The sequence below is a fragment of the Shewanella sp. TB7-MNA-CIBAN-0143 genome (assembly GCF_040310065.1).
Taxonomy (GTDB): Bacteria; Pseudomonadota; Gammaproteobacteria; order Enterobacterales; family Shewanellaceae; genus Shewanella.
The window spans coordinates 74,902-94,744 of the sequence record NZ_JBEOPL010000013.1 but is presented as its reverse complement, the minus strand read 5'-3'; the positions used below and the strand labels follow the sequence as shown (position 1 = coordinate 94,744).

The 19,843-nt window shown below is 40.7% G+C and carries 19 protein-coding genes; 12 read left to right on the top strand and 7 right to left on the bottom strand.

Annotated features, from left to right (window positions below; all coding sequences use genetic code 11):
* Both glnK and nrfA read right to left on the bottom strand, forming a co-directional pair.
* A complete protein-coding gene (gene glnK, locus AAEY97_RS12180; RefSeq protein ID WP_011636110.1) occupies window positions 1-339 on the bottom strand; it encodes a P-II family nitrogen regulator in 339 nt (112 codons plus the stop codon).
* 332 nt (window positions 340-671) lie between these two features.
* Window positions 672-2,063 (bottom strand): ammonia-forming nitrite reductase cytochrome c552 subunit, encoded by a 1,392-nt coding sequence (nrfA, locus tag AAEY97_RS12175; RefSeq protein ID WP_174839653.1) that lies wholly within the window; start codon window positions 2,061-2,063, stop codon window positions 672-674.
* Window positions 2,064-2,346: 283 nt separating this feature from the next.
* Between nrfA and narQ the strand changes: the two genes are divergently transcribed.
* Together narQ and AAEY97_RS12165 are read left to right on the top strand one after the other, a co-directional pair.
* Entirely contained in the window at window positions 2,347-4,062 is a 1,716-nt protein-coding gene (narQ, locus tag AAEY97_RS12170; RefSeq protein ID WP_350999037.1) for a nitrate/nitrite two-component system sensor histidine kinase NarQ, read from the top strand.
* The gene (locus AAEY97_RS12165) at window positions 4,055-4,684 is read left to right on the top strand and encodes a response regulator (protein WP_101085303.1); all 630 of its coding nucleotides are present in this window, start codon (window positions 4,055-4,057) and stop codon (window positions 4,682-4,684) included. The genes narQ and AAEY97_RS12165 overlap by 8 nt, the downstream gene beginning before the upstream one ends.
* Window positions 4,685-4,769: 85 nt before the next feature.
* On the opposite strand, the gene AAEY97_RS12160 is transcribed toward AAEY97_RS12165, so the two are convergent.
* Window positions 4,770-5,141, bottom strand: a complete 372-nt coding sequence (locus AAEY97_RS12160) for a YacL family protein (RefSeq protein ID WP_162023838.1) — start codon at window positions 5,139-5,141, stop codon at window positions 4,770-4,772.
* 200 nt (window positions 5,142-5,341) lie between these two features.
* Here AAEY97_RS12160 and AAEY97_RS12155 point away from each other — a divergent pair, with 200 nt between their 5' ends.
* Window positions 5,342-6,307, top strand: coding sequence for a zinc transporter ZntB (locus tag AAEY97_RS12155; protein ID WP_162024393.1), 966 nt, complete (start codon window positions 5,342-5,344; stop codon window positions 6,305-6,307).
* Between the two features lie 288 nt (window positions 6,308-6,595).
* On the opposite strand, the gene fkpA is transcribed toward AAEY97_RS12155, so the two are convergent.
* Window positions 6,596-7,348, bottom strand: a complete 753-nt coding sequence (gene fkpA, locus AAEY97_RS12150) for an FKBP-type peptidyl-prolyl cis-trans isomerase (RefSeq protein WP_101085300.1) — start codon at window positions 7,346-7,348, stop codon at window positions 6,596-6,598.
* Window positions 7,349-7,516: 168 nt separating this feature from the next.
* Between fkpA and AAEY97_RS12145 the strand changes: the two genes are divergently transcribed.
* From AAEY97_RS12145 to pepN, 6 genes are all read left to right on the top strand, one after another.
* Entirely contained in the window at window positions 7,517-8,485 is a 969-nt protein-coding gene (locus tag AAEY97_RS12145; RefSeq protein ID WP_101085299.1) for a WD40 repeat domain-containing protein, read from the top strand.
* Window positions 8,486-8,520: 35 nt separating this feature from the next.
* Window positions 8,521-8,733, top strand: coding sequence for a SlyX family protein (locus AAEY97_RS12140; RefSeq protein WP_011638679.1), 213 nt, complete (start codon window positions 8,521-8,523; stop codon window positions 8,731-8,733).
* Window positions 8,734-9,010: 277 nt separating this feature from the next.
* On the top strand, window positions 9,011-9,523 hold the full coding sequence (def, locus tag AAEY97_RS12135; RefSeq protein ID WP_101085298.1) for a peptide deformylase: 513 nt from the start codon (window positions 9,011-9,013) through the stop codon (window positions 9,521-9,523).
* Window positions 9,517-10,887 carry a COG3014 family protein gene (locus AAEY97_RS12130; RefSeq protein ID WP_350979027.1) on the top strand — a complete coding sequence of 457 codons (1,371 nt, stop codon included), beginning with the start codon at window positions 9,517-9,519 and terminating at the stop codon, window positions 10,885-10,887. The genes def and AAEY97_RS12130 overlap by 7 nt, the downstream gene beginning before the upstream one ends.
* A 49-nt stretch (window positions 10,888-10,936) precedes the next feature.
* Window positions 10,937-11,530, top strand: coding sequence for a penicillin-binding protein activator LpoB (gene lpoB, locus AAEY97_RS12125; RefSeq protein WP_174839654.1), 594 nt, complete (start codon window positions 10,937-10,939; stop codon window positions 11,528-11,530).
* A gap of 76 nt (window positions 11,531-11,606) precedes the next feature.
* A complete protein-coding gene (pepN, locus tag AAEY97_RS12120) occupies window positions 11,607-14,270 on the top strand; it encodes an aminopeptidase N (protein ID WP_350999034.1) in 2,664 nt (887 codons plus the stop codon).
* Between the two features lie 159 nt (window positions 14,271-14,429).
* Here pepN and AAEY97_RS12115 read toward each other — a convergent pair whose 3' ends face one another.
* Complete coding sequence (locus AAEY97_RS12115) at window positions 14,430-15,563, bottom strand: endonuclease/exonuclease/phosphatase family protein (protein WP_350999031.1); 1,134 nt, start codon at window positions 15,561-15,563, stop codon at window positions 14,430-14,432.
* Window positions 15,564-15,914: 351 nt separating this feature from the next.
* On the opposite strand from AAEY97_RS12115, the gene AAEY97_RS12110 reads away from it, so the two are divergent.
* From AAEY97_RS12110 to AAEY97_RS12100, 3 genes are read left to right on the top strand one after another with little or no spacing between them, the layout of a single operon-like run.
* The gene (locus AAEY97_RS12110; protein ID WP_162023843.1) at window positions 15,915-16,526 is read left to right on the top strand and encodes a CIA30 family protein; all 612 of its coding nucleotides are present in this window, start codon (window positions 15,915-15,917) and stop codon (window positions 16,524-16,526) included.
* 25 nt (window positions 16,527-16,551) lie between these two features.
* Window positions 16,552-17,157, top strand: coding sequence for an HAD family hydrolase (locus AAEY97_RS12105; RefSeq protein ID WP_182743201.1), 606 nt, complete (start codon window positions 16,552-16,554; stop codon window positions 17,155-17,157).
* Between the two features lie 38 nt (window positions 17,158-17,195).
* On the top strand, window positions 17,196-17,417 hold the full coding sequence (locus tag AAEY97_RS12100) for a TIGR02450 family Trp-rich protein (RefSeq protein WP_502959459.1): 222 nt from the start codon (window positions 17,196-17,198) through the stop codon (window positions 17,415-17,417).
* Between the two features lie 258 nt (window positions 17,418-17,675).
* Here the strand turns inward: AAEY97_RS12100 and AAEY97_RS12095 are convergent, their stop codons facing one another.
* Both AAEY97_RS12095 and AAEY97_RS12090 read right to left on the bottom strand, forming a co-directional pair.
* Complete coding sequence (locus AAEY97_RS12095; RefSeq protein ID WP_192114225.1) at window positions 17,676-18,563, bottom strand: tetratricopeptide repeat protein; 888 nt, start codon at window positions 18,561-18,563, stop codon at window positions 17,676-17,678.
* A 250-nt stretch (window positions 18,564-18,813) separates the two neighbouring features.
* A complete protein-coding gene (locus AAEY97_RS12090) occupies window positions 18,814-19,839 on the bottom strand; it encodes a DUF2955 domain-containing protein (protein ID WP_182743197.1) in 1,026 nt (341 codons plus the stop codon).
* Window positions 19,840-19,843 lie beyond the last annotated feature (4 nt).

Below are 19,843 nucleotides of genomic sequence, written 5' to 3'. Positions count from 1 at the left end.
TTATAATGCTTCGTTATCAAGTTCACCCGTACGAATACGGATCGCTTGTTCTAAATCAGTCACAAAAATTTTTCCATCACCTATTTTGCCGGTATGTGCAGCACTGGTAATGGCTTCAATAAGCATGTCCAAATTTTCATCTTTGGTGGCAATTTCTAATTTTACTTTAGGAAGAAAGTCCACTTGATACTCTGCCCCACGATAAAGTTCAGTGTGACCTTTTTGGCGTCCAAAGCCTTTTACTTCAGTAACAGTCATACCTTCAATGCCCATGCCTGCAATGGCTTCACGGACATCATCCAATTTAAATGGCTTGATGATAGCGCTGACGAGTTTCATCTCGACCTCCAAAAGTGTGAAAAAATGTAATTGTTATTAATTTGTTGGATGAGTTAATTCAATCATTAGGCCACTTTTTCAAAATACTGTTATATATAGCTTTTATTTTATTTACTCTTTTATTTATTAACATTAAGGCACCAATCAAGTGCACAAGAAACATCGACGCATCGTTTTGGTGCAGCAAATCATCCACCTTTCATGCTACCTAGCAGCAAGAAAGCGGTGAACTATCTCTACATAACACAGATAAAAAAACAGCCCTCAAATGAGGGCTGTTTGTTAGATTTTTCAGGCTTACACCTGAGGAGATTTTTTATGCTAAGTACAACTTATTTATAAGTCGCTTCGCGCTTTTTAGCTTCTTCTTTCCACTTAGGCACCAGTGTTTTCTTAAACTCAGCTTTTTCAGCATTCATGGTTTTCATGTCCATGCCTAATGCTGCTTGTGCTTTTGCTTTCGTTGAAGTGTCAGGGTAAGCAATTGGTTGCTTAACACCTTTTGCACCGAGTAACTGAGCAAGTTTAACGCGAGCATCAGCTGCTTTATCCAATGAAGTACCTAAAATACGTAATACTTCAGCAGGAGCATGAGATGATGCACCATGAGATGCAGTCGCATAATCCCAACGCCACTGTGAATGACGAATATCCATTAGGATTGGCTTCATTTCAACTTCAGTTGCACCAGCATCCCACGCAGCTTTAGCTTCAAAATGAGCTTTAACTAATTGAGTTTCAACACGTGCTTTTAAGTCTTGTGCTTTCTGTTTGCTTTCATTAACTTGCTTAACCATAAACTCTTTGCTTTGACTGTGACAAGTTGCACATGTTTCTTCAAAGCGATCAAATGGGTTACCCACTTTATGGTCTGTAAATTTGCGGCCTTTGTCATTAGTCACTTTAGGCATATGACAATCAACACAACTCACGTTATTTTGACCGTGAACACCCATTTTCCAAGTTTCATAACCAGGGTGTTGTGCTTTTAGCATAGGAGTTTTAGACACAGCATGAGTCCAATCAGAGAACTCCATGTTGTCGTAATACACTTCCATTTGCTCAACAGTGGTACCCATATCCCAAGGGAATTTAACGAAACCAGGACGTTCAGCCGTTTTCTCGAAATAATATTCTACGTGACATTGAGCACACACCATTGACTGCTTGTCTTTACGAGAAGCTTTATCAAATGGAGTATTCAATGTTGTCATCGCGCGCTCTGCAAACGGACGAGACATACGTAACTTAGATGAGCCTTTTTCATGACAATCGCCACAACCAAGAACATTGACAATTTCTGGACCGCCTTTAGCCCACTTGCCACTGAAATAGCCATCTTCGCCCTGCTCTTCAATCACACGAGGCACATCAGGACTTTTACAGCTCCAACACGCCATTGGCATTGGACCATCTTCAGCATTTTTTGGCGCACCGGTACGCAATGAATTCGTTACGTCAGTAACCGCATACATATGACCTCGTGGTGCATTGTAATCTTTAGCAAAGCCGTAGCCTGCCCACAATACGACTAGACTAGGTACTTTTTCCAACATATCGACAACTTCTTTACTTTCATCAGTTGCATGCCAGCTGTCATATTGCTTAGAAAATTTATCTTTATAAACCTCATTTCGAGGCTCCGTTTTATCACTCGCCATTGCGCCAGCAGCTAAAAAACTGGCTGCCATCACTGCACTCAGTGCAATTGATTTCATATTCATCTTCATCACCCTTTATCTCCGTGTTACATTATATTTAATTTAATAATCACGACATCTCCAAAGTCAAAGTTAGCGATTTAACACCGCTTTAAATATACCCCTTATGGGGTATAGCGATGAAAGTTTGCGCCAGATCAACATGTAAACAGGATGTATTTCACAGTTTTGTAAACTTGTTAATGTTATCAACCCATACCTAATGTAGAACACACTATTGGACATCATATAAAACAGTACTTTTGACTTATTTTTAATCACTAATCGCTATCAACAGCAGGATTTTATGTTTACTCGTGGCAGCCTTACTTCCACCATTTTAAGTTTAATGCTCATTTTAATTTTGTTGTCATCAAGCTTAGCGGTGTTTTCTATCGTCAATTTAACCTTCAGCTTAGGCGATGCCAAAGGCATCAACGCCTCGGGTTCACTGCGAATGCAAAGTTATAGGCTGTTGTTGTATACCAATGCCGGCAGTAGTAATACCGATGAAAAAATTTCTGCCTTCGAAAATACACTTAGTTCAGAAGCACTTAAACGCTCTCTTCAGTGGTATAGCCCCAAAGAGCTGCGAGACCAATATTTATTAGTTATCGATAAGTGGCAAGTGATGAGAGTGTATATTGAAGAAGGGAATACGCGACTTTACTCAGCCTCATTAACCGACTTTGTCGACACCATTGATACCTTGGTATTAAAGATGGAATTGTTCGCGGCCTTTAAATTAAAGTTATTGGTTATTGGGCAGATTATCGGCTTATTTATTTTACTTGTTATCGCTTTCTTTGCCGTAGTATTCACACGTAAACGGGTTGTTAAACCATTGCAATTGTTGATGGATAGCGCAGCAACAATTTCGAAAGGTAACTTCAAAGTTGAGATGCCTAAAACGGGTTATATAGAACTGACGGCTCTAGGTAATGCACTGCAAAAGACGGCAGCGGAATTAGCCCATTTATATGAAGATTTAGAAAACCAAGTGAACGAAAAAACCTTGGCATTAACCCGAGCAAACAATGAGCTAAAGTTTTTATACGACAATCTACTCATGTTACATGCTGATAAACTCGACTATAAAGCATTACAATCTGCAATCAATCAGCTGAAATATTATGAAGACTTAACCTTTCTTCGCTTAGTCGTTGAGCATGATGATGGCTCTAAAGACGTTATTAAAGCTGAAGGCGGCTGGCCTGATGAGTTAGCCACTGAATCGGTACAGTTTCCGCTATTAATAGAAAAGACCCAAATGGGCTATTTAGATGTAATATCTAATAAGCCATTGAATAAATTATTGTTTGAAAACTTCGCCATGATGTTAACCCGTTCAATTACTATCCATAATGCTACTGAACAACGGCAGCAACTGGCGCTACTGGAAGAACGTGCGGTCATCGCTAGAGAATTACATGATTCAATTGGCCAATTATTATCTTTTCTGAAAATCCAGGTGAGTTTATTACGTAAAAGTCTTGCTCACAGTTGTCGTAGCCCTGAAGTAGAAGGTCAATTGACAGAGATTAATGAAGGTGTCAGTACTGCTTATGTACAATTACGTGAACTGTTATCAACCTTTAGATTAACCATTAAAGAGCCTAATTTAAGTCAAGCTATTGAAGTTATGTTGGATCAATTACGTCATCAAACGAATATCAATATCCAATTGAATTACAAGATATCAGCACATTTACTTGAAGCTAAACAACACATTCATATTTTACAATTAATTCGCGAAGCGACATTAAATGCAATTAAACACGCTAACCCTGCTCATATAGTGGTAGATTGTCAGTTAACAGATAATGGCATGATTACTATTACAATATGTGATGATGGCATTGGCGTGACACATTTAGCTGAACGAGATCAGCATTTCGGTATTGGCATCATGCATGAACGCGCCAACAAACTGAATGGTATCGTTTCGTTCAATAGTAACCAGCTCGGCGGTACTACTGTTACGCTGAGTTTTCCACCTCAACAGGAGCCTTTAAATGGGTAAGCCGTATTCCGTACTTGTTGTCGATGATCATCCATTATTACGCCGTGGTATTTGCCAATTAATCACCTCCGACGGTGACTTTTCGCTTTTTGGTGAAACGGGCACGGGACTAGAAGCTCTTACCGCCGTAGCCGAAGATGAACCCGATATTATTTTGCTCGATTTGAATATGAAAGGCATGTCTGGGCTTGATACTCTCAATGCTATGCGTCAAGAAGGTGTAACAGCAAGAATTGTGATTTTAACCGTCTCAGACGCTAAACAAGATGTCATTAGACTACTGCGAGCGGGTGCTGACGGCTATTTACTCAAAGACACTGAGCCTGATTTACTGTTAGAGCAACTCAAAAAAGCCATGCTGGGTCACCGAGTCATTAGTGATGAAGTAGAAGCTTATCTTTATGAGTTGAAAAATACCATTGACGACAACAGCTGGATAGAGAATTTAACCCCGCGTGAATTACAAATATTGCAGGAGCTGGCGGAAGGTAAAAGTAATCGAATGATCGCCGAAGACTTACACATCAGCGAAGGCACTGTTAAAGTTCATGTGAAGAATTTGCTGCGTAAAGCAAATGCAAAATCTCGCACAGAAATGGCCGTACGCTACCTTAACAATTAGCCCACTATCAAAATCATATTTAACAACAAGGCCACTTAAACGTGGTTTTGTTGTTATTTATCATCCACTAGAATTAAGAGATGGGTTATTTATCGTTAATAAATGCTAACCAACTTTGCAGTACTGACTCAAAGTCTTCCAGACCACAATAACACTCAGATTCCGCATTATACAGGCTCATGGAGTCTTCTAATAAGTGCTCTTCCTCAAAATCAATCACACTGGCAAACACTCTCACTTGCTCAAAGTCGATGTCGATAGTTAACTCTCCACCGATATCCCGCAAATGGTTAAGCGCCCCAGATTTGATTAACACAATCTGGGTGAGAATATGATTAGCTTTGCTCTTGTCGTCACCAAGCTCTTCAGCAAACCATCTGCCTAACACTTCATGACCCATGCTAAATTCAGCAAAGACCGTGCCTTCTAGGCGATTTCGACGAAATTGATATTCCATACTAGTACTCTTTTATTAGCATTTTTTCTATTTTAACCGATGAACGGCCACTCTGCTGCTCGTTAGTTCAGCAAATATTGCGCTTGATGGTTAAATGCACGATAAATAAAGGATTTCATTTTATAAGGTTGTTTTAAACTTGGGCAAGATAAAAAAATAGCGTAAATTATTACAATAGTGATCACATGGAATCTCTAATAATGAATAATGGTTTTATATACAGTTTATTGCTTACCGGCCCCAATGCTGGCCAGTCACTTACCGCGGAACAAATAGCACAATGGCAGCCTGCTGATGGGTTGTTGTGGTTACATCTGCGATATCGTGAACCTAAAGCTCGTAAATGGATCCTCAACTCCGGCTTACAGAGGGTTGAGATGGATACTCTGTTGGCCACTGATACTCGTCCACGAGTATTAAGTTCCGACAAAGGAATTTTACTGGCGTTACGAGGAGTTAATTTAAACCCAAACTCCGATCCAGAAGACATGGTCGCAGTGCGGATCTACGCTGAAGAGCACAAGATCATCTCAACCTGCGAGCGCCAGTTACAATCGGTGATTGATGTTGCCGATGCGATAACACAAGGCAAAGGTCCGGTTGATAGTGCAGCGTTTATCATGGCCATTTGTGAGCGTCTGACGCAACGTAAAGTGGAGTTTATTGGCAAACTGGAAGAGCAGCTCGATGAATTAGAAGAACGCGTTGTCACTCAAGTAAACAAAACCTTACGTACTGACATTGCCGAGCTGCGCAGACAAACCGTAGTATTGCGTCGCTACCTCGCGCCCCAACGAGAAGCATTTTCTCGTATGCTACAAGAAGCCAGCGAACTATTTGACGACAATGATAAAGTCCGCTTACGTGAAATACACGAAACCCTTATTCGAGTAATAGAAGATCTTGATGCAATACGCGATCGAGCCAGCGTTACGCAGGAAGAGCTTCAATCACAACAGTCAGAACAAGTGAATCAGAGACTGTATTTCTTATCATTGATTTCGGCGGTATTTTTACCATTAGGTTTTTTAACAGGTTTATTGGGCGTCAATATTGGCGGAATACCTGGCGCTGAATCAAATTGGGCTTTTGCCGCATTCTGTGGTGGATTGTTTGCGCTGATAGGTTTGCAAATGTACTTATTCTACCGTTTGAAATGGCTATAATCCGTCTCTAATATACATGATGGACATTGATCTGCTGAGGGTTAACTACTCGTCAGGAGCGGCTAATTTGCACGTAATGACAATAAAATGATTAGCGGAGTTAACTTGGTATTACCTAACGTTAAACGACTAACGAGATACGACTAACGTTGAGCAATATAAAGCGACGGAGTTAATCACTTATCCAAGGCCATTCTAAGCAAATTTAACTGTAAACAAAAAAGGACACCGAAGCGTCCTTTTTAATTTATATTTATCAGTCTTTTAACGACTGAAACAATGTTGATATTACTTAGTTTCTACTGCAGCAGGTGTTTTCTCTACTGACATTAATTCAACTTCAAAAACCAATGTTGAGTTAGCAGGAATAGTGCCAGTATCACGTTCGCCATAAGCTAATTCTGATGGGATAACAAACTTATACTTAGCGCCTACAGGCATTAACTGTACGCCTTCAGTCCAACCAGGAATAACACGGTTTAGTGGGAACTTAGCCGTTTCACCACGAGCATATGAACTGTCAAATTCGGTGCCATCAATTAACGTGCCACGGTAATGAACTTCAACAGTATCTTCAGCAGCAGGCTTTTCACCACTACCGGCCTCTAATACTTCGTACTGCAAACCAGACTCAGTCGTGGTTACGCCTTCTTTGGCTTTATTGTCTTCTAAGAATTTTTTGCCATCTGCAATTGATTTAGCAGCTAACGTTTCAGCTTGCTCTAAGCGCTTGTCGTTTAGTTTTTTATCTAGGTTTTGTAATACAGTCTGCATTTCTTCTTCAGTTAACTGCATTTCTTCGCCTAAGCCATCGCTAAAGCCTTTAATCACCATAGCGCGGTCAACAGCAAAGCCTAATTCTTCTTGCTCTTTAATGTGACCAGACATGTACTTACCAATTGAACCACCAACACTATATGCTTCTTTTTGAACGTCAGTTGTCAATTCAACTTTCTTTTGAGCAACGTCTTGTTCCTGATTACACGCAGTAAGGCCAACAACGGCTAATGCAACTAACGATAATTTGTAAATAGATTTCATTAAAGCTTCCTCAGCATCCTATAGTGGTTACAATAACCTTAATACATTCAATCAATGAGATGTTTAATTGGTCATGTTCTCTTGCCACTTTATACTAGTTAAAACGGTTATACCATTGGGTAAACCTTATATGACAAGGTTTAGGACAATAATTCAAGGAGCAAGTTCATGATACGCGTTCCAATGCTGTTTTTTTGGCCAACTCTAGTCTTAGTAAGCCTATTATCTGCATGCCAACCAACAGCGACGAAAGTTAAGGTCATCACTACTGATGCCAGTTATAGTGCAAGTTTGTCAAATGATGCAACCATCGCCTTGGTTAGCACGGCTCATAATGGCGTACAGGTATGGGATCTTACTGACTCAACGTTGTCTTACCAGTGGCTCCAAGGCCAACAACAAAATACCAGTAACGTCATTGATACTGCGATATCAGCAAATAGCCTTTATGCTGCAACAATTAGCAGCCACTCACTTGCAATATGGCGATTAACCGATGGTTCATCTGTCGGATGGTGGTCTTTGCCTTCTTATGCGCAAAGTGTCGCCATCGCTAATACAGGGCAAACCCTTGTGGGTTTAGTCGATGGCTCTGTGATGTCATTGTCACCTGAAAAATCACGCTTAATTCAATTTTTGGGCCATCAAGAAAAAGTGAATAGCGTGTCTATTAGTGCCGATGGCAATACAGCATTAAGCGGCGGGAATGATGGTAAAGTATTACTTTGGCAAGCCCAAACGGGTCAACCATTACAACAATGGCAGTTAACATCCCGCATCACTAAAGTGGCGATTAACGATTCAGCGACTCTCAGCTTTGCAAGCGATATCACTGGTAATGCCACCCTGTGGCAGTCGGATACCGGTAAACCAATAAGTCATCTCGATATTAATCGACGCCAAATGAATTTTTCAAGTGCTCGCTTTGTTAATAATGACCAGCAATTACTCACAGGTACGCCATCAAGAGAAATCTTTTTATGGCAAATAGACTCAGGTAAACGACTTTCTCGCTGGCAAGTTCAATTGAGTAAAAACACCCAAAACAAAGGCGCTGTAGTATACTCTGCCGCAATGATAGCACCTGGCTCGATAGTCAGTATTAGCAGCCAAGGTTTAGTTGAATATTGGCAGTAATAACTAATGTAATAATTCAGTAATAAGAGGTCGACATGGAAAGCGTTTTACAAAAGATTGATGATCTTGAAATGAAATTATCATTTCAAGATATCTCCATTGAAGAGTTAAACCAAGAAGTGATAAAACTCAATGCATTAGTTGCCAGACAGCAACAGCAAATGCTATTAATGGTTAATAAACTGCATTCTATTGAGCCTAGTAACATGGCGTCTTCTGCCGAAGAGACTCCACCACCACATTACTAAAGCCTTGCGACCATACAAGATATTTTAGGATACTTTGACTGCTATCATAGTCAGCTTATAGTCAGCTTATAGTCAGCTTATAGTCAGCTTATAGTCAGCTTATAGTCAGCTGATATTCAGCAAATATGATATAGACTGTATTGAAATCGAGTGAATGGTCAGTACCATAGAATGAGACTATGCAAGTAATAACCTTGCTTACTCATAACAATTTAAACCATAAATAAGATTAACCTAGGTCGTCATCTAACGCGAATAACAAGGACAGCCGTCACCTATGCAGCTAAAGCCACTACTCAGCATTGCTACCACAGGCGAACAGATACTGACTCAAATTGCTGAGCCAGTGACGGTGTTTGACGACGCATTACATACCTTAGCTGATAACATGCTCAGCACTATGCTGAATGCAAATGGCGTCGGTATTGCGGCAACGCAAGTGTTCAGCAACGTAGCAATGTTTATCATGGCGTCAAATCCTAACGAACGTTATCCCCATGCGCCATCAATGCCTCCAACGGTAGTCATAAACCCACAGATTCTATCGGCATCTGCCGCAACAGAAACAGATGTAGAAGGTTGCTTATCCATTCCAGGTCAGCGGCTATCTATTGCACGACACAGCGAAATAGAAGTTCAGTATCAGTCGCTTGATGGCCAGTTACATCAACAAACATTAACGGGATTTGTTGCGCGTATTTTTCAACATGAATATGACCACCTGCAGGGTATTACTTTACTTGAACGGGTCAACCTCATGACACCTCAGATACTGGTGCCACAATGTTAAGAACATTCTGTATTGGGTTGAGTCTCATTATTGGCCTATCCGGTTGTGCCTTTAATAGTGTATTTGTTAACTATCCATCGCAAATAGCGCCATACAAGCAACAACTCAATAGCGATTCACCAACAGCAAAAATCACTGATTTGGCCGACAATATTAGCGGCAATGATGGCTTACTTTACGCCCAAGAGTCTGGGCGTATTATGCAAATTGCGGGTGACTTTAGCGGCAGTAAAACCTATTACCAACAAGCCATTGACGATTATCAAGTTTTTGATGATAAAGCCATCGTGAGTGCCAGTAAATTAGGTGCAGGGGCGAGCAGTCTTTTACTCAACGATAATGCCATTCCTTATCGAGGTCCGGGTTATGAGCGTATTATGTTGCATCAATATCAGGCACTTAATTATTTATTTAGTGGCGACGCTCAAGGGGCGTTAGTAGAAGTTCGCCGCAGTAATGAATTGCAAAGTATGGAACAAGCACGCTATCAGAAATCACAAAAATCAGTGCAAGACATGGCCAATGGCACCATTGACGCGCAAGTAGCCCAATTAAGCAAAGAAGCCGGCAATGTCACCAGTTCATTTCTAAACGCTTACAGCTATTACACTACTGGCTTGTTGCACGAACTTGCCAACGAGCCTAATGATGCGTTTATTGATTATCGCAAAGCAGCACAAATTACCCCAGACAATGTGTATTTACAGCAAGATTTAGTTCGTTTAGCTAAACAACTGGGGATGCCTCAATACGACGAATTTAAACGTCGCTGGGGAGAAGCGGTAATGCCTACACCCGACCAAGGCCAAGTTGTGTTTATTATTGAACGTGATTTTGTACCAGAAAAACAGAGTATTACGGTACCTTTTCCACTTAACGGTAATATCCAATCCGCGTCATTGGCGACCTATCAACCACAACGTCAGTTAGTCAATAACAGCCAAATCCAAGGGTTAGACGCGCCACTCACAGCACAAACTATTGCTAACATTGATGCGTTAGCCATTAATGCCTTAAAAGAAGATTTACCCGCTGCGTTGTTTCGACAAGCCGCAAGAGTTTATGCTAAATACCAAATGAATCGCAGTGTACAAAACAGTAGTCAACGAGCCAATAATCAAGTTGATGCTGCTGCGATGATAATGCAAATATTTAATGTTATCACCGAGCAAGCCGACCGTAGAAGTTGGTTAACCCTGCCACGTCAGGCTCAAATTGCTCGACAATTTATCGATGCCGGCAGCTATAATGTTCGCTTAAATAGCAGCCAAAATGTAAATATTGACGTAAAACCAAACCGTACAACATTAATTTGGGCAATAGAGACTGGAAATCGTACCCGTTTTTATTCGATAATAATCTGATAGACGATAATTGCTTATCAACTGTCACTCATCACCAATGGAATTTACTATGAAAAATTTGAAACTGATATTTGTATTAGCTGCAGTAATGGGGCTGAGCGCCTGTCAATCTAAAGTAGAGTATGGTGACGCGACGGAAGTCGAAACCGTTAACGAAAACTTCGGTTCAACTGATCTGCAAGTCATCGCAGCAAAAATGGTCGACAGCATGATGGCATTCCCACCTGTTGTGGTAATGACACAGAGCAACCGCCCGATTGTATTTGTGGATAAAATTAAAAACAAAACCTCTGAACATATCGATACAGAATCAGTGACCGACACCATTAGCAATAAACTATTACGCTCTGGTAAGTTCCGTTTTATTGATATGACTAAGGTTGATACTGTACGTAAACAACTTGATTATCAAAACAATGCCGGCATGGTAGACCCATCTACGGCAATTAAATTTGGCCGTCAAATTGGCGCGCAATATATGCTTTATGGCAACTTATCAAGCATCGTTAAACAAGATGGCAGCACCAAAGATGTTTACTACAAAATGACCATGCGGTTAATGGATCTTGAAACTGGCTTAATTGAATGGTCAGATGAAAAAGAAATCCGTAAAATGAAATCAAAGTCTTTTTTAGGCTTATAAATCACTACTCATAGCACTAAAGCCGACATTGTTGTCGGCTTTTTCATACATCAAATAAAAAGTTAGGAACACTAACGTGAAATTGTTATCCACTGAATTGTTTAGTCCTCGGGTCATCAAAACCAGTCTCATCGCATTATGTTGTGCTAGCCTTGTCAGCTGCAGCAGCTCACTTTCAACATCATCCTTGCAACGGGATGGCTCTGCCTACATAAGCCAAGTACAAGCACAAGCAAGATCCAACGTGGTATCAAATGCACAATATGAGCTAACTTTCTTTTTAAGTGAGCACAGCCAATTCAGTGCAAAATCGATTGTTCACTTTGACTTAAGCAGCGTGCCAAAATCACTGACGCTTGATCTTAACAAAGCCAATATTAAGCAATTTATTGTTAACGGAACCAAGGTATATCCTAATTACAATGGCGCTTATATTGTGTTAAATCAAAGTCTATTAGTTGATGGTCACAACACTGTAGAAGTTGAATTTACTCGAGAACACAGTACCAATGGCGAAGGCTTACATCGTTTTGTCGACCCAGTAGACAGTAAAGTTTATTTGTATTCACATTTTGAACCTGCAGCCGCCCAGCAAATGTTTGCAGTATTTGATCAACCGGATCTTAAAGCCAGTTATCAGATTAACGTCCATGCACCCAAAGATTGGCAAGTGATCAGTGCCATGCGTGAAACCAATGTGGTTGACCAAGGCGATACTAACTTATGGACCTTCCCTGCTACCCCAAAATTAAGCCCATATAACTTTTCTATGCACGCAGGTCCGTACCATGTTTGGGAAGATAATTCAGGCCGTTATCCGATGCGTTTATTTTCGCGTCAGTCTGTGGCCAACCAAGTTACCCCTCAAGATTGGTTCACTTATACCAAACAAGGTTTAGACTTTTTTGATAGCTACTTTGGTATTGCTTATCCGTTTAAAAAATACGACCAAGTATTAGTGCCTGACTTTCTTTATGGCGCAATGGAAAACGCAGGAGCGATCACTTTTTCTGAAGACCGTTTCTTATTTAATGCCAAGATGACTGCCGAACAAAAAGAACGTTTAGCAGGCGTTATCATGCACGAAATGGCGCACCAATGGTTTGGCGACTTAGTCACCATGAAGTGGTGGAATGGCTTATGGTTAAATGAAAGCTTTGCCTCATTTATGGGCACCCTTGCTACCAGTGAAGCCACTGAATTTAGTCATGCATGGCGCACTTTTTATGCCTCTGGTAAACAAGCTGCTTACCATCAAGACAGTTTAGTCACGACTCACCCAATTGAAGTGCCCGTGGCCACCAGCCAAAATGCCTTTGATAATATCGACGCCATTACTTATCAAAAAGGCGCATCGACCATCAAGCAATTACGTCATTTACTCGGTGAAGAAACCTTCCGCCGTGGAGTGAGCCAATATTTACAACAATACAGTTATCAAAATGCTGAGCTTAATGACTTTATCAACAGTCTAGCTAAGGCTAGTGGTCGTGATTTGTCTTTGTGGACCAAAGAATGGTTGTACGCGGCGGGTGTGAATACCATCAAAGCTCAGTACACTTGTCAGCGAGGTCAAATTGACTCGTTTGGGTTAGTGCAAACATCTGATGATGAACAACATCCAACGCTACGTGAACAACGAGTACAACTAGGGTTGTTCAACAAAACTCGATATGGCATAGAAAAACAACAAGTGGTTGCGGTGACATACAAAGGCGCTTATACCGAAGTTGATCAGTTAATTGGCGAGGTTTGTCCTGATTTAGTGTACCCAAACTACGATGACTGGGGATTTGTGAAAGTAACGCTAGACTCTAGCTCATTTAACACCGCCAAACAGTCTCTAGGTCAAGTAACCGATCCGCTATTACGCTCTATGCTGTGGCAAAGCATGTGGGACAGCGTGATTGATGGTAAGACATCATTGGATCAGTTTTTAAATATCGCGTTAATTAATGCGCCACTCGAAAAAGACTACACCATTCTAGGTCAAGTACTTGGTAATCTGCAGCGTGCTAAGAACTATCTTGATTTAATGGCGCCAGCTAATGCGGCTTACAACAGTAAAATATCTAAGGCACTTAGCCAAATGAGCCTGCGGATGAGTATGGAAAGCTACCGTAATAGTGATTTCCAACGCCGTTGGTTCGATGCTTATATTAGTTTATCTAGCCATGGCGATGCGTTAAAACATATCCAATCATTACTGCAAAGTAAGAGCCATATAAAAGGGTTAAGCATAGATCAAGATTTACGCTGGGCGATGATCCGCCAATTAAACCGTTATGATTACGGTGATGCTCAGGCGCTACTCGCCCAAGAAAAACACCTTGATCAATCTGACTCTGGTGAAAAAGCCGCGATTGCAGCCGAGGTTATCCGCCCACAGTCATCGCTTAAGCGTCAGTGGTTAAATACTATTGAAAACAATGACAGCATGGCGTTCTCAAAAATTCGCGTCGCAATGTACAATATCTATCCGGCTGAACAAAAACTGTTAAGTGCCGCAACGGCAGAACAACGCTTTGCCAACTTGCCGCTAATGGACGATAAAGGTCCGGTATTTATGCGCAGTTTTGCGGCGCAATTAATTCCGACCGATTGTAGTGCAACAAACATAGATGCTATTAGCCACGTTTTAGATACACAAACGGGTTTATCACAATTGGTGAGACGCGCGCTACTCGAAACCCGTCAACAAGAACAACGCTGCGTAAAAATCAAACAAACATTACAGTAAGCTTATCCATTACAACGGTAAATCAATTACGTTAAATCTAAAAAAGCGCTGATATTTATCAGCGCTTTTTATTATCTTGACCAAATGGAGCCGACACTTAGCAAGTTATGTGGCGATCACTTTCAATAGTCCATCTATAAACATCATCATTGCCACTCACTAAGTGCGCACGCAAAAGCTCATCATCACTGGTGCATGATCGGTACTATCGCTGTCGCGTTCATAGTCAGGCCGAACTAGATGACGATCAAACGTTTTATAATCAATTATATGAGCGAGGTTTTGCTGCTGAGTCGGATTAAACTCACTTGAGACTAATATGTAATCAAGTACTGAGCCACTGTTGCCATAGTAATGTGTCGGCTGCCTAGCAGGATGCGGTTGCTCATCCACTAGTGAGCTTGACTCAAATTCATCTAGGGCCAATGTCGCGTTACACTTAGTCGCGGCGATAAACAGCTCATAGCTGTCAAACAAACTGCTTTGCTGTAACTCTGCCATTAATGAGGTTTCACCTAGTTTAGCCAGCCCAGGGTCTTCAATATCACTGCGATACACGCGTAATTGATTATTAAATGCAGCTAAGAGTTCACTGCCCATGGTGTCATTAAAGTCACCCATCAACATAAAGGGCTGCTGAGTTTGCTGTCGTCTCATCAGCATTTGATGGCACAATAGAGCTGATTCACTGCCGCGCTGTAAACTGGATGCCCAACGCCCAAGCACTTGCCGTGCAACAAAATCAGCACCGCCATGTAAGCCACTTTCACTGATATCGTCACGACTCACGCCACTGCGTTTAGACTTAAGGTGAATGACATAACAATCACATGGACCAAATACTGGTAACTGTATCGTAGCCCGTAACGGTTTACGGCTAAAACTAAATGACTCCGCTAAACCTAACTGGCTGACCCATTGCGGATCTGGGCTGACATTAGCTGAATCAATAATAGGATACTTTGATGCTATCGCGACCACAGGGCTGCGGTACACATAATCACTTACTACCTCGGGTAAATCTAGCGCCACAAAATATTCATAACCCAACGACTCAGTCAACTTAGCTAAGGCATCAGGACTAAACACTTCCTGAAAAGCAATAATGTCAGGTTGATTGTGGCTAATAAACTCAACTAACCATGCACATTTTTTTTGCCATTGCTTATCACTATAGATGTTTTCAAAGTCATAGTAGGCGTGAGGCGGTTCAATAAAGTTAAATAAATTAATGCTTACGACACTAAATGTAAGCTCGGGTGATGGAGCGGTTGATACATCGTTTACGTCCAAAATATTTTGCTCTCTGTAAAACTTATATTAAGGGTACTGACAACATTGTTATTTGTCGAATTTAACTCCCCTCAACCAGGAATAATGCAACATAAACAAAATAACCTAAAAAAACCTAAAAAAACTGAACCTACATTCACAAATACGCGTAATGCATAATAGTTAGACGTTAAGTGATATCTGATTGACTATCCCCCGATACAGCTGATCCGATAAAGTAACACCCGATGTTCTAAGACAATCATCCTCCGTAAGACCCTTTATGGCTTATCCCTCACCCTGATAAGCCATTTTTTTACGGCATTGTTTCTATAGCACATGTGCTTATCGAACTAAAATGAATAGGAGTATATGATGGGATCACTCAATGCAAATAATCGGCATGTCTGCCAAACAATACAAATAGGCATTGCTACTGCCGTTGGGGTTTTATTATTAATTGGCCAACCCGTCTGGAGTGCCAGTGAGGACAACATGCTATTTCACTTTACTGACCCAAGCCACTTCACAGCGTGGAACATCAATAATGACACTGTGATGGGCGGTATTTCGCAAAGCCAAATTAAGCTTAATGAGCAACAAGCGTTATTATTCTCTGGACAGGTTTCCTTGGCAAATAATGGCGGATTTGCATCGACAGAATCCAGCTTTATCCATCAAATTGCCGATGCATCATTACTCACTATCACGGCCAAAGGTGACGGAAAAATATATCAAATCCGCCTAAAAACACCGAATTTATCTTATGGTGAAGCCTATGTGGCTAACGTTAATACTCAAGCTGATACACTCACTCAACATACTTTTACCCCGGCAGATTTTACTGTCAGCTTTAGAGGGCGAGCGGTCACGAATGCCCCTACATTAAACTTTGAAGATATTGATCGTGTTGGTTTTCTCGTGGCACAAAAACAACAAGGTCCATTTATAATTGAGTTACACTCAATACAGTTTGACCGATAAATATGTTAATACATAAGGGTATTCATTGAATTTACCAATACACATAAAAGGCATTATTTTTGATTTAGACGGCACCTTAGTTGAGTCCAGTTTAGATTTTGACTTAATTCGCCAACAAATTGGTTGCCCTAATGGCGTAGACCTTCTTAAATACGTCGACGAGTTAAGTTGCAAAGCCACTCAAGCCAACGCAAACAAAATTATTCTTGAGCATGAATATCAAGATGCTATGAGTGCCAAACCAATCAAAGGCATGACCGAACTGATTAACGCTATTGAAGCGGCCAAATTACCCACAGCCATAGTGACTCGTAATAGCCTTGCAGCCAGTGCCATGAAGGTAACACAAAATAATATCGCCATAGACCATGTGTTAACCCGAGAGCACTTCCCTGCAAAGCCGGCACCCGATGCGTTACTGGCCATTGCAACACAATGGCAAATACATCCACAGCATATTATCTATGTTGGTGATTACTTATACGATATTCAAGCAGCTAATAACGCGGGAATGATAGCCTGTTTAATTAATCATGGCATCGAACGTGATTATCAACATTTAGCCGATATTGTTATCGAAGAGTTGAGTCAACTCCAGCAATTAGTAATCAATAACTCACCGAGCGATTAACGCCAGTACTAACGTTAATAATAAATAAGAACTACCACATGAATATGAATCAAATTCACCCAAAAAAATTACTGAATAGTAAATGGACCAAAGTTAACGTGGTTCAAAAGTTGAAGCATTTTACAGTGACTAAAGTTGAGTATGACGAGCAACAAAACGTGGTTGAATGTCTTATCCGTGCAGAAATGAATGCAGAAGAATGCTCTATTAATTGGCGCGTTCTTAAGGATCCGCAACAGTGGAAAATTGGTTGGCAATAATCTACTGCAAAACACATTTATTATGCCGTTTGATAATAAAAAAAGTGACTCTTGTTTAAATACAATGAGTCACTTTTTTATACTAGCATTAGCATAACCTTAGCTAACGAGTTTCAAGATAATAAACGGTTATCAAACTGCTTGTTGATCTGTTTACTATTGCATTGACTACAACAACTGACTATAGCTTCGTTATTAGCCTTGCAACAAAAATAACCAGTTTGTCATTGAAACCCATTATTCTATTTAACTCGGCTATTATTTTATGATAAATATTGAACCTTCGAGCCTAAATTGAAGGGTTTCTAAACCCCAATCAGATAACATGACGTCCTGGATACGTTGGCCATCACCTTCACTACTACATCCCCACATTTTTGCACATGTTTGTCCCGCTATATTGGATCCAGTGCCTTTTGAAGTGTCAGGGATCATGTGGTTCAATTGGGTAATATGCGAGCCAAACATGTCTTCAAATGTATCCATTTGTACGTCAATGGTTTCCATTTCACCTTGAGGAAAATTGATCGCTGCAGTTTGCTGGTTTGAAACAGTTTTCTCAGGGATTAACGTGACAACATCTTTTGAAATTAAAGCGTAAAGTTTGCTCAGCGGTAAATCTTTAGTTGATTCATGTAAGTAAAGTATTTGCCCATAATTTCTGGCTGCAAAATTATTTTCTTCATAAGCTATAGCAAGGTATTGATCTGCAAGTGCCAAATCTTGTTCTACCATGCCACCACCTAAATACATTTTACCCAATAAATACGATGACTGAGAGTGGCCCATTTTTGATGCGAACTGTAAAAACTCAACACCTTCGTCGACATCTTTCAGAGGAGTATCTTGTAAATACAAAACACCCGCTTTATATTTTGCATCCAGTACACCATATTTACCTGCACGTCGGTACCATTTTAACGCCATGTCTAAATCTTTATCGGTGCCATACCCGGTGTAATAGAATTCAGCTAACATGGCCATTGCTGAGGAGTGGCCTCGTTTCGTTAAAATGCGATAGGCTTTAAAGTATTCAATACATTCAGACGTGTTGCACTCAGGCAATTGGTTTGCTTGGCTTTTAAATGGAGCGAAAGCGAGAAAGCTTAATATTAAGCTCAAAATAATAGCATTTTGTTTCATCATGTTAAGTCCTTTTTATATACGATTCATTACTATTAGCATTTATATGCAAAATGTCTATAGTAATTATGTCTATAAAACTAACCGTACGTTATATCTAATATTATCAATCGATTACCTAATTATTCTTCAAAAGTAATCTAATACTCTAACAATAGCCACTTCCCTACTGCCATTAAAATCAATCCACAACTGACGAATATTAGTAAACTCATATGCTCCAATGAGATTTATTTACCGCACACACCAATGTTCAACCAAATCGAGTAGCTTCAAATCGATTCAATACCCGATGCACCACATAACACAGTAATAATGTTGCCACGATAGCGACTAATATGCTGCTTATTCGGTACAAAGCACTAAAAACTAAGTCATTATCTGGGGTTAAGTATTGACCGAATAATATCCCTAAGGTGGTCATAGCACCGAATCCCACTCCAGAGCCACTCGCTTCTCTCACGTGTACTTGGCTAAACAACATTAAACCTATCCACAATAGTGGTATCACAAAAATCAATAATCCAGACCAATCATAGAGTAACCCTTGTCCCACCAAGCCGAAAGTCACGCCAAACAAGGTACCGATAGCTCGTTTGCGGGCATAACCGAGCGCACCATTCCAATGCATTGGGAATAACAATAACAAGGTGGTGGCTTGAGCAGACATAGAATCACGTAAGTTAAATACCTGAAAAACCACAAATGATGCAGTTGCAATAGATGCACCGAGTAACGCTTCGTGTCGCATGCGGTTAGGCACTTTAACCACGGCAGCAACTGGCGCTCTTGGTTCAACGTCGGGCCATAAAGCCGTCATAGCATAAGCGATTACAACAGAGGCCGCTGTCGCCCAAAAATTACTGAAAATGAGATTATTAATATCGACACTCGGATAACTGGCAAAGTGCAGCATAATGCTTAAGCTGATAACCCCGTTAGCGCCAAATAAAAACAAACTACCGCGTGACATTGCCGCAAAACGATACAAAAATAGCACAAACACGATGGGTAATATCACCCCAGCGTGAGAGCCAAATAAGCCACCTAAAATACCCACTTCAATCCCAGACATTACAGATGATGCCAATAATTGCCTCATCGCATGTGCATTCATCACAGGGACTAAACCCAGTAACAACATTGGAGTGACGGTAAAAAATACACCATAACTGAGGTCGAAAAATTTACAGATCGCAAATCCTAGCGTGGCGCCTGTTGCTATGCGTAAACATTGGCGTAAATCGTTTGTAGTCAAAGGACTATGGCGTAATAACATATGA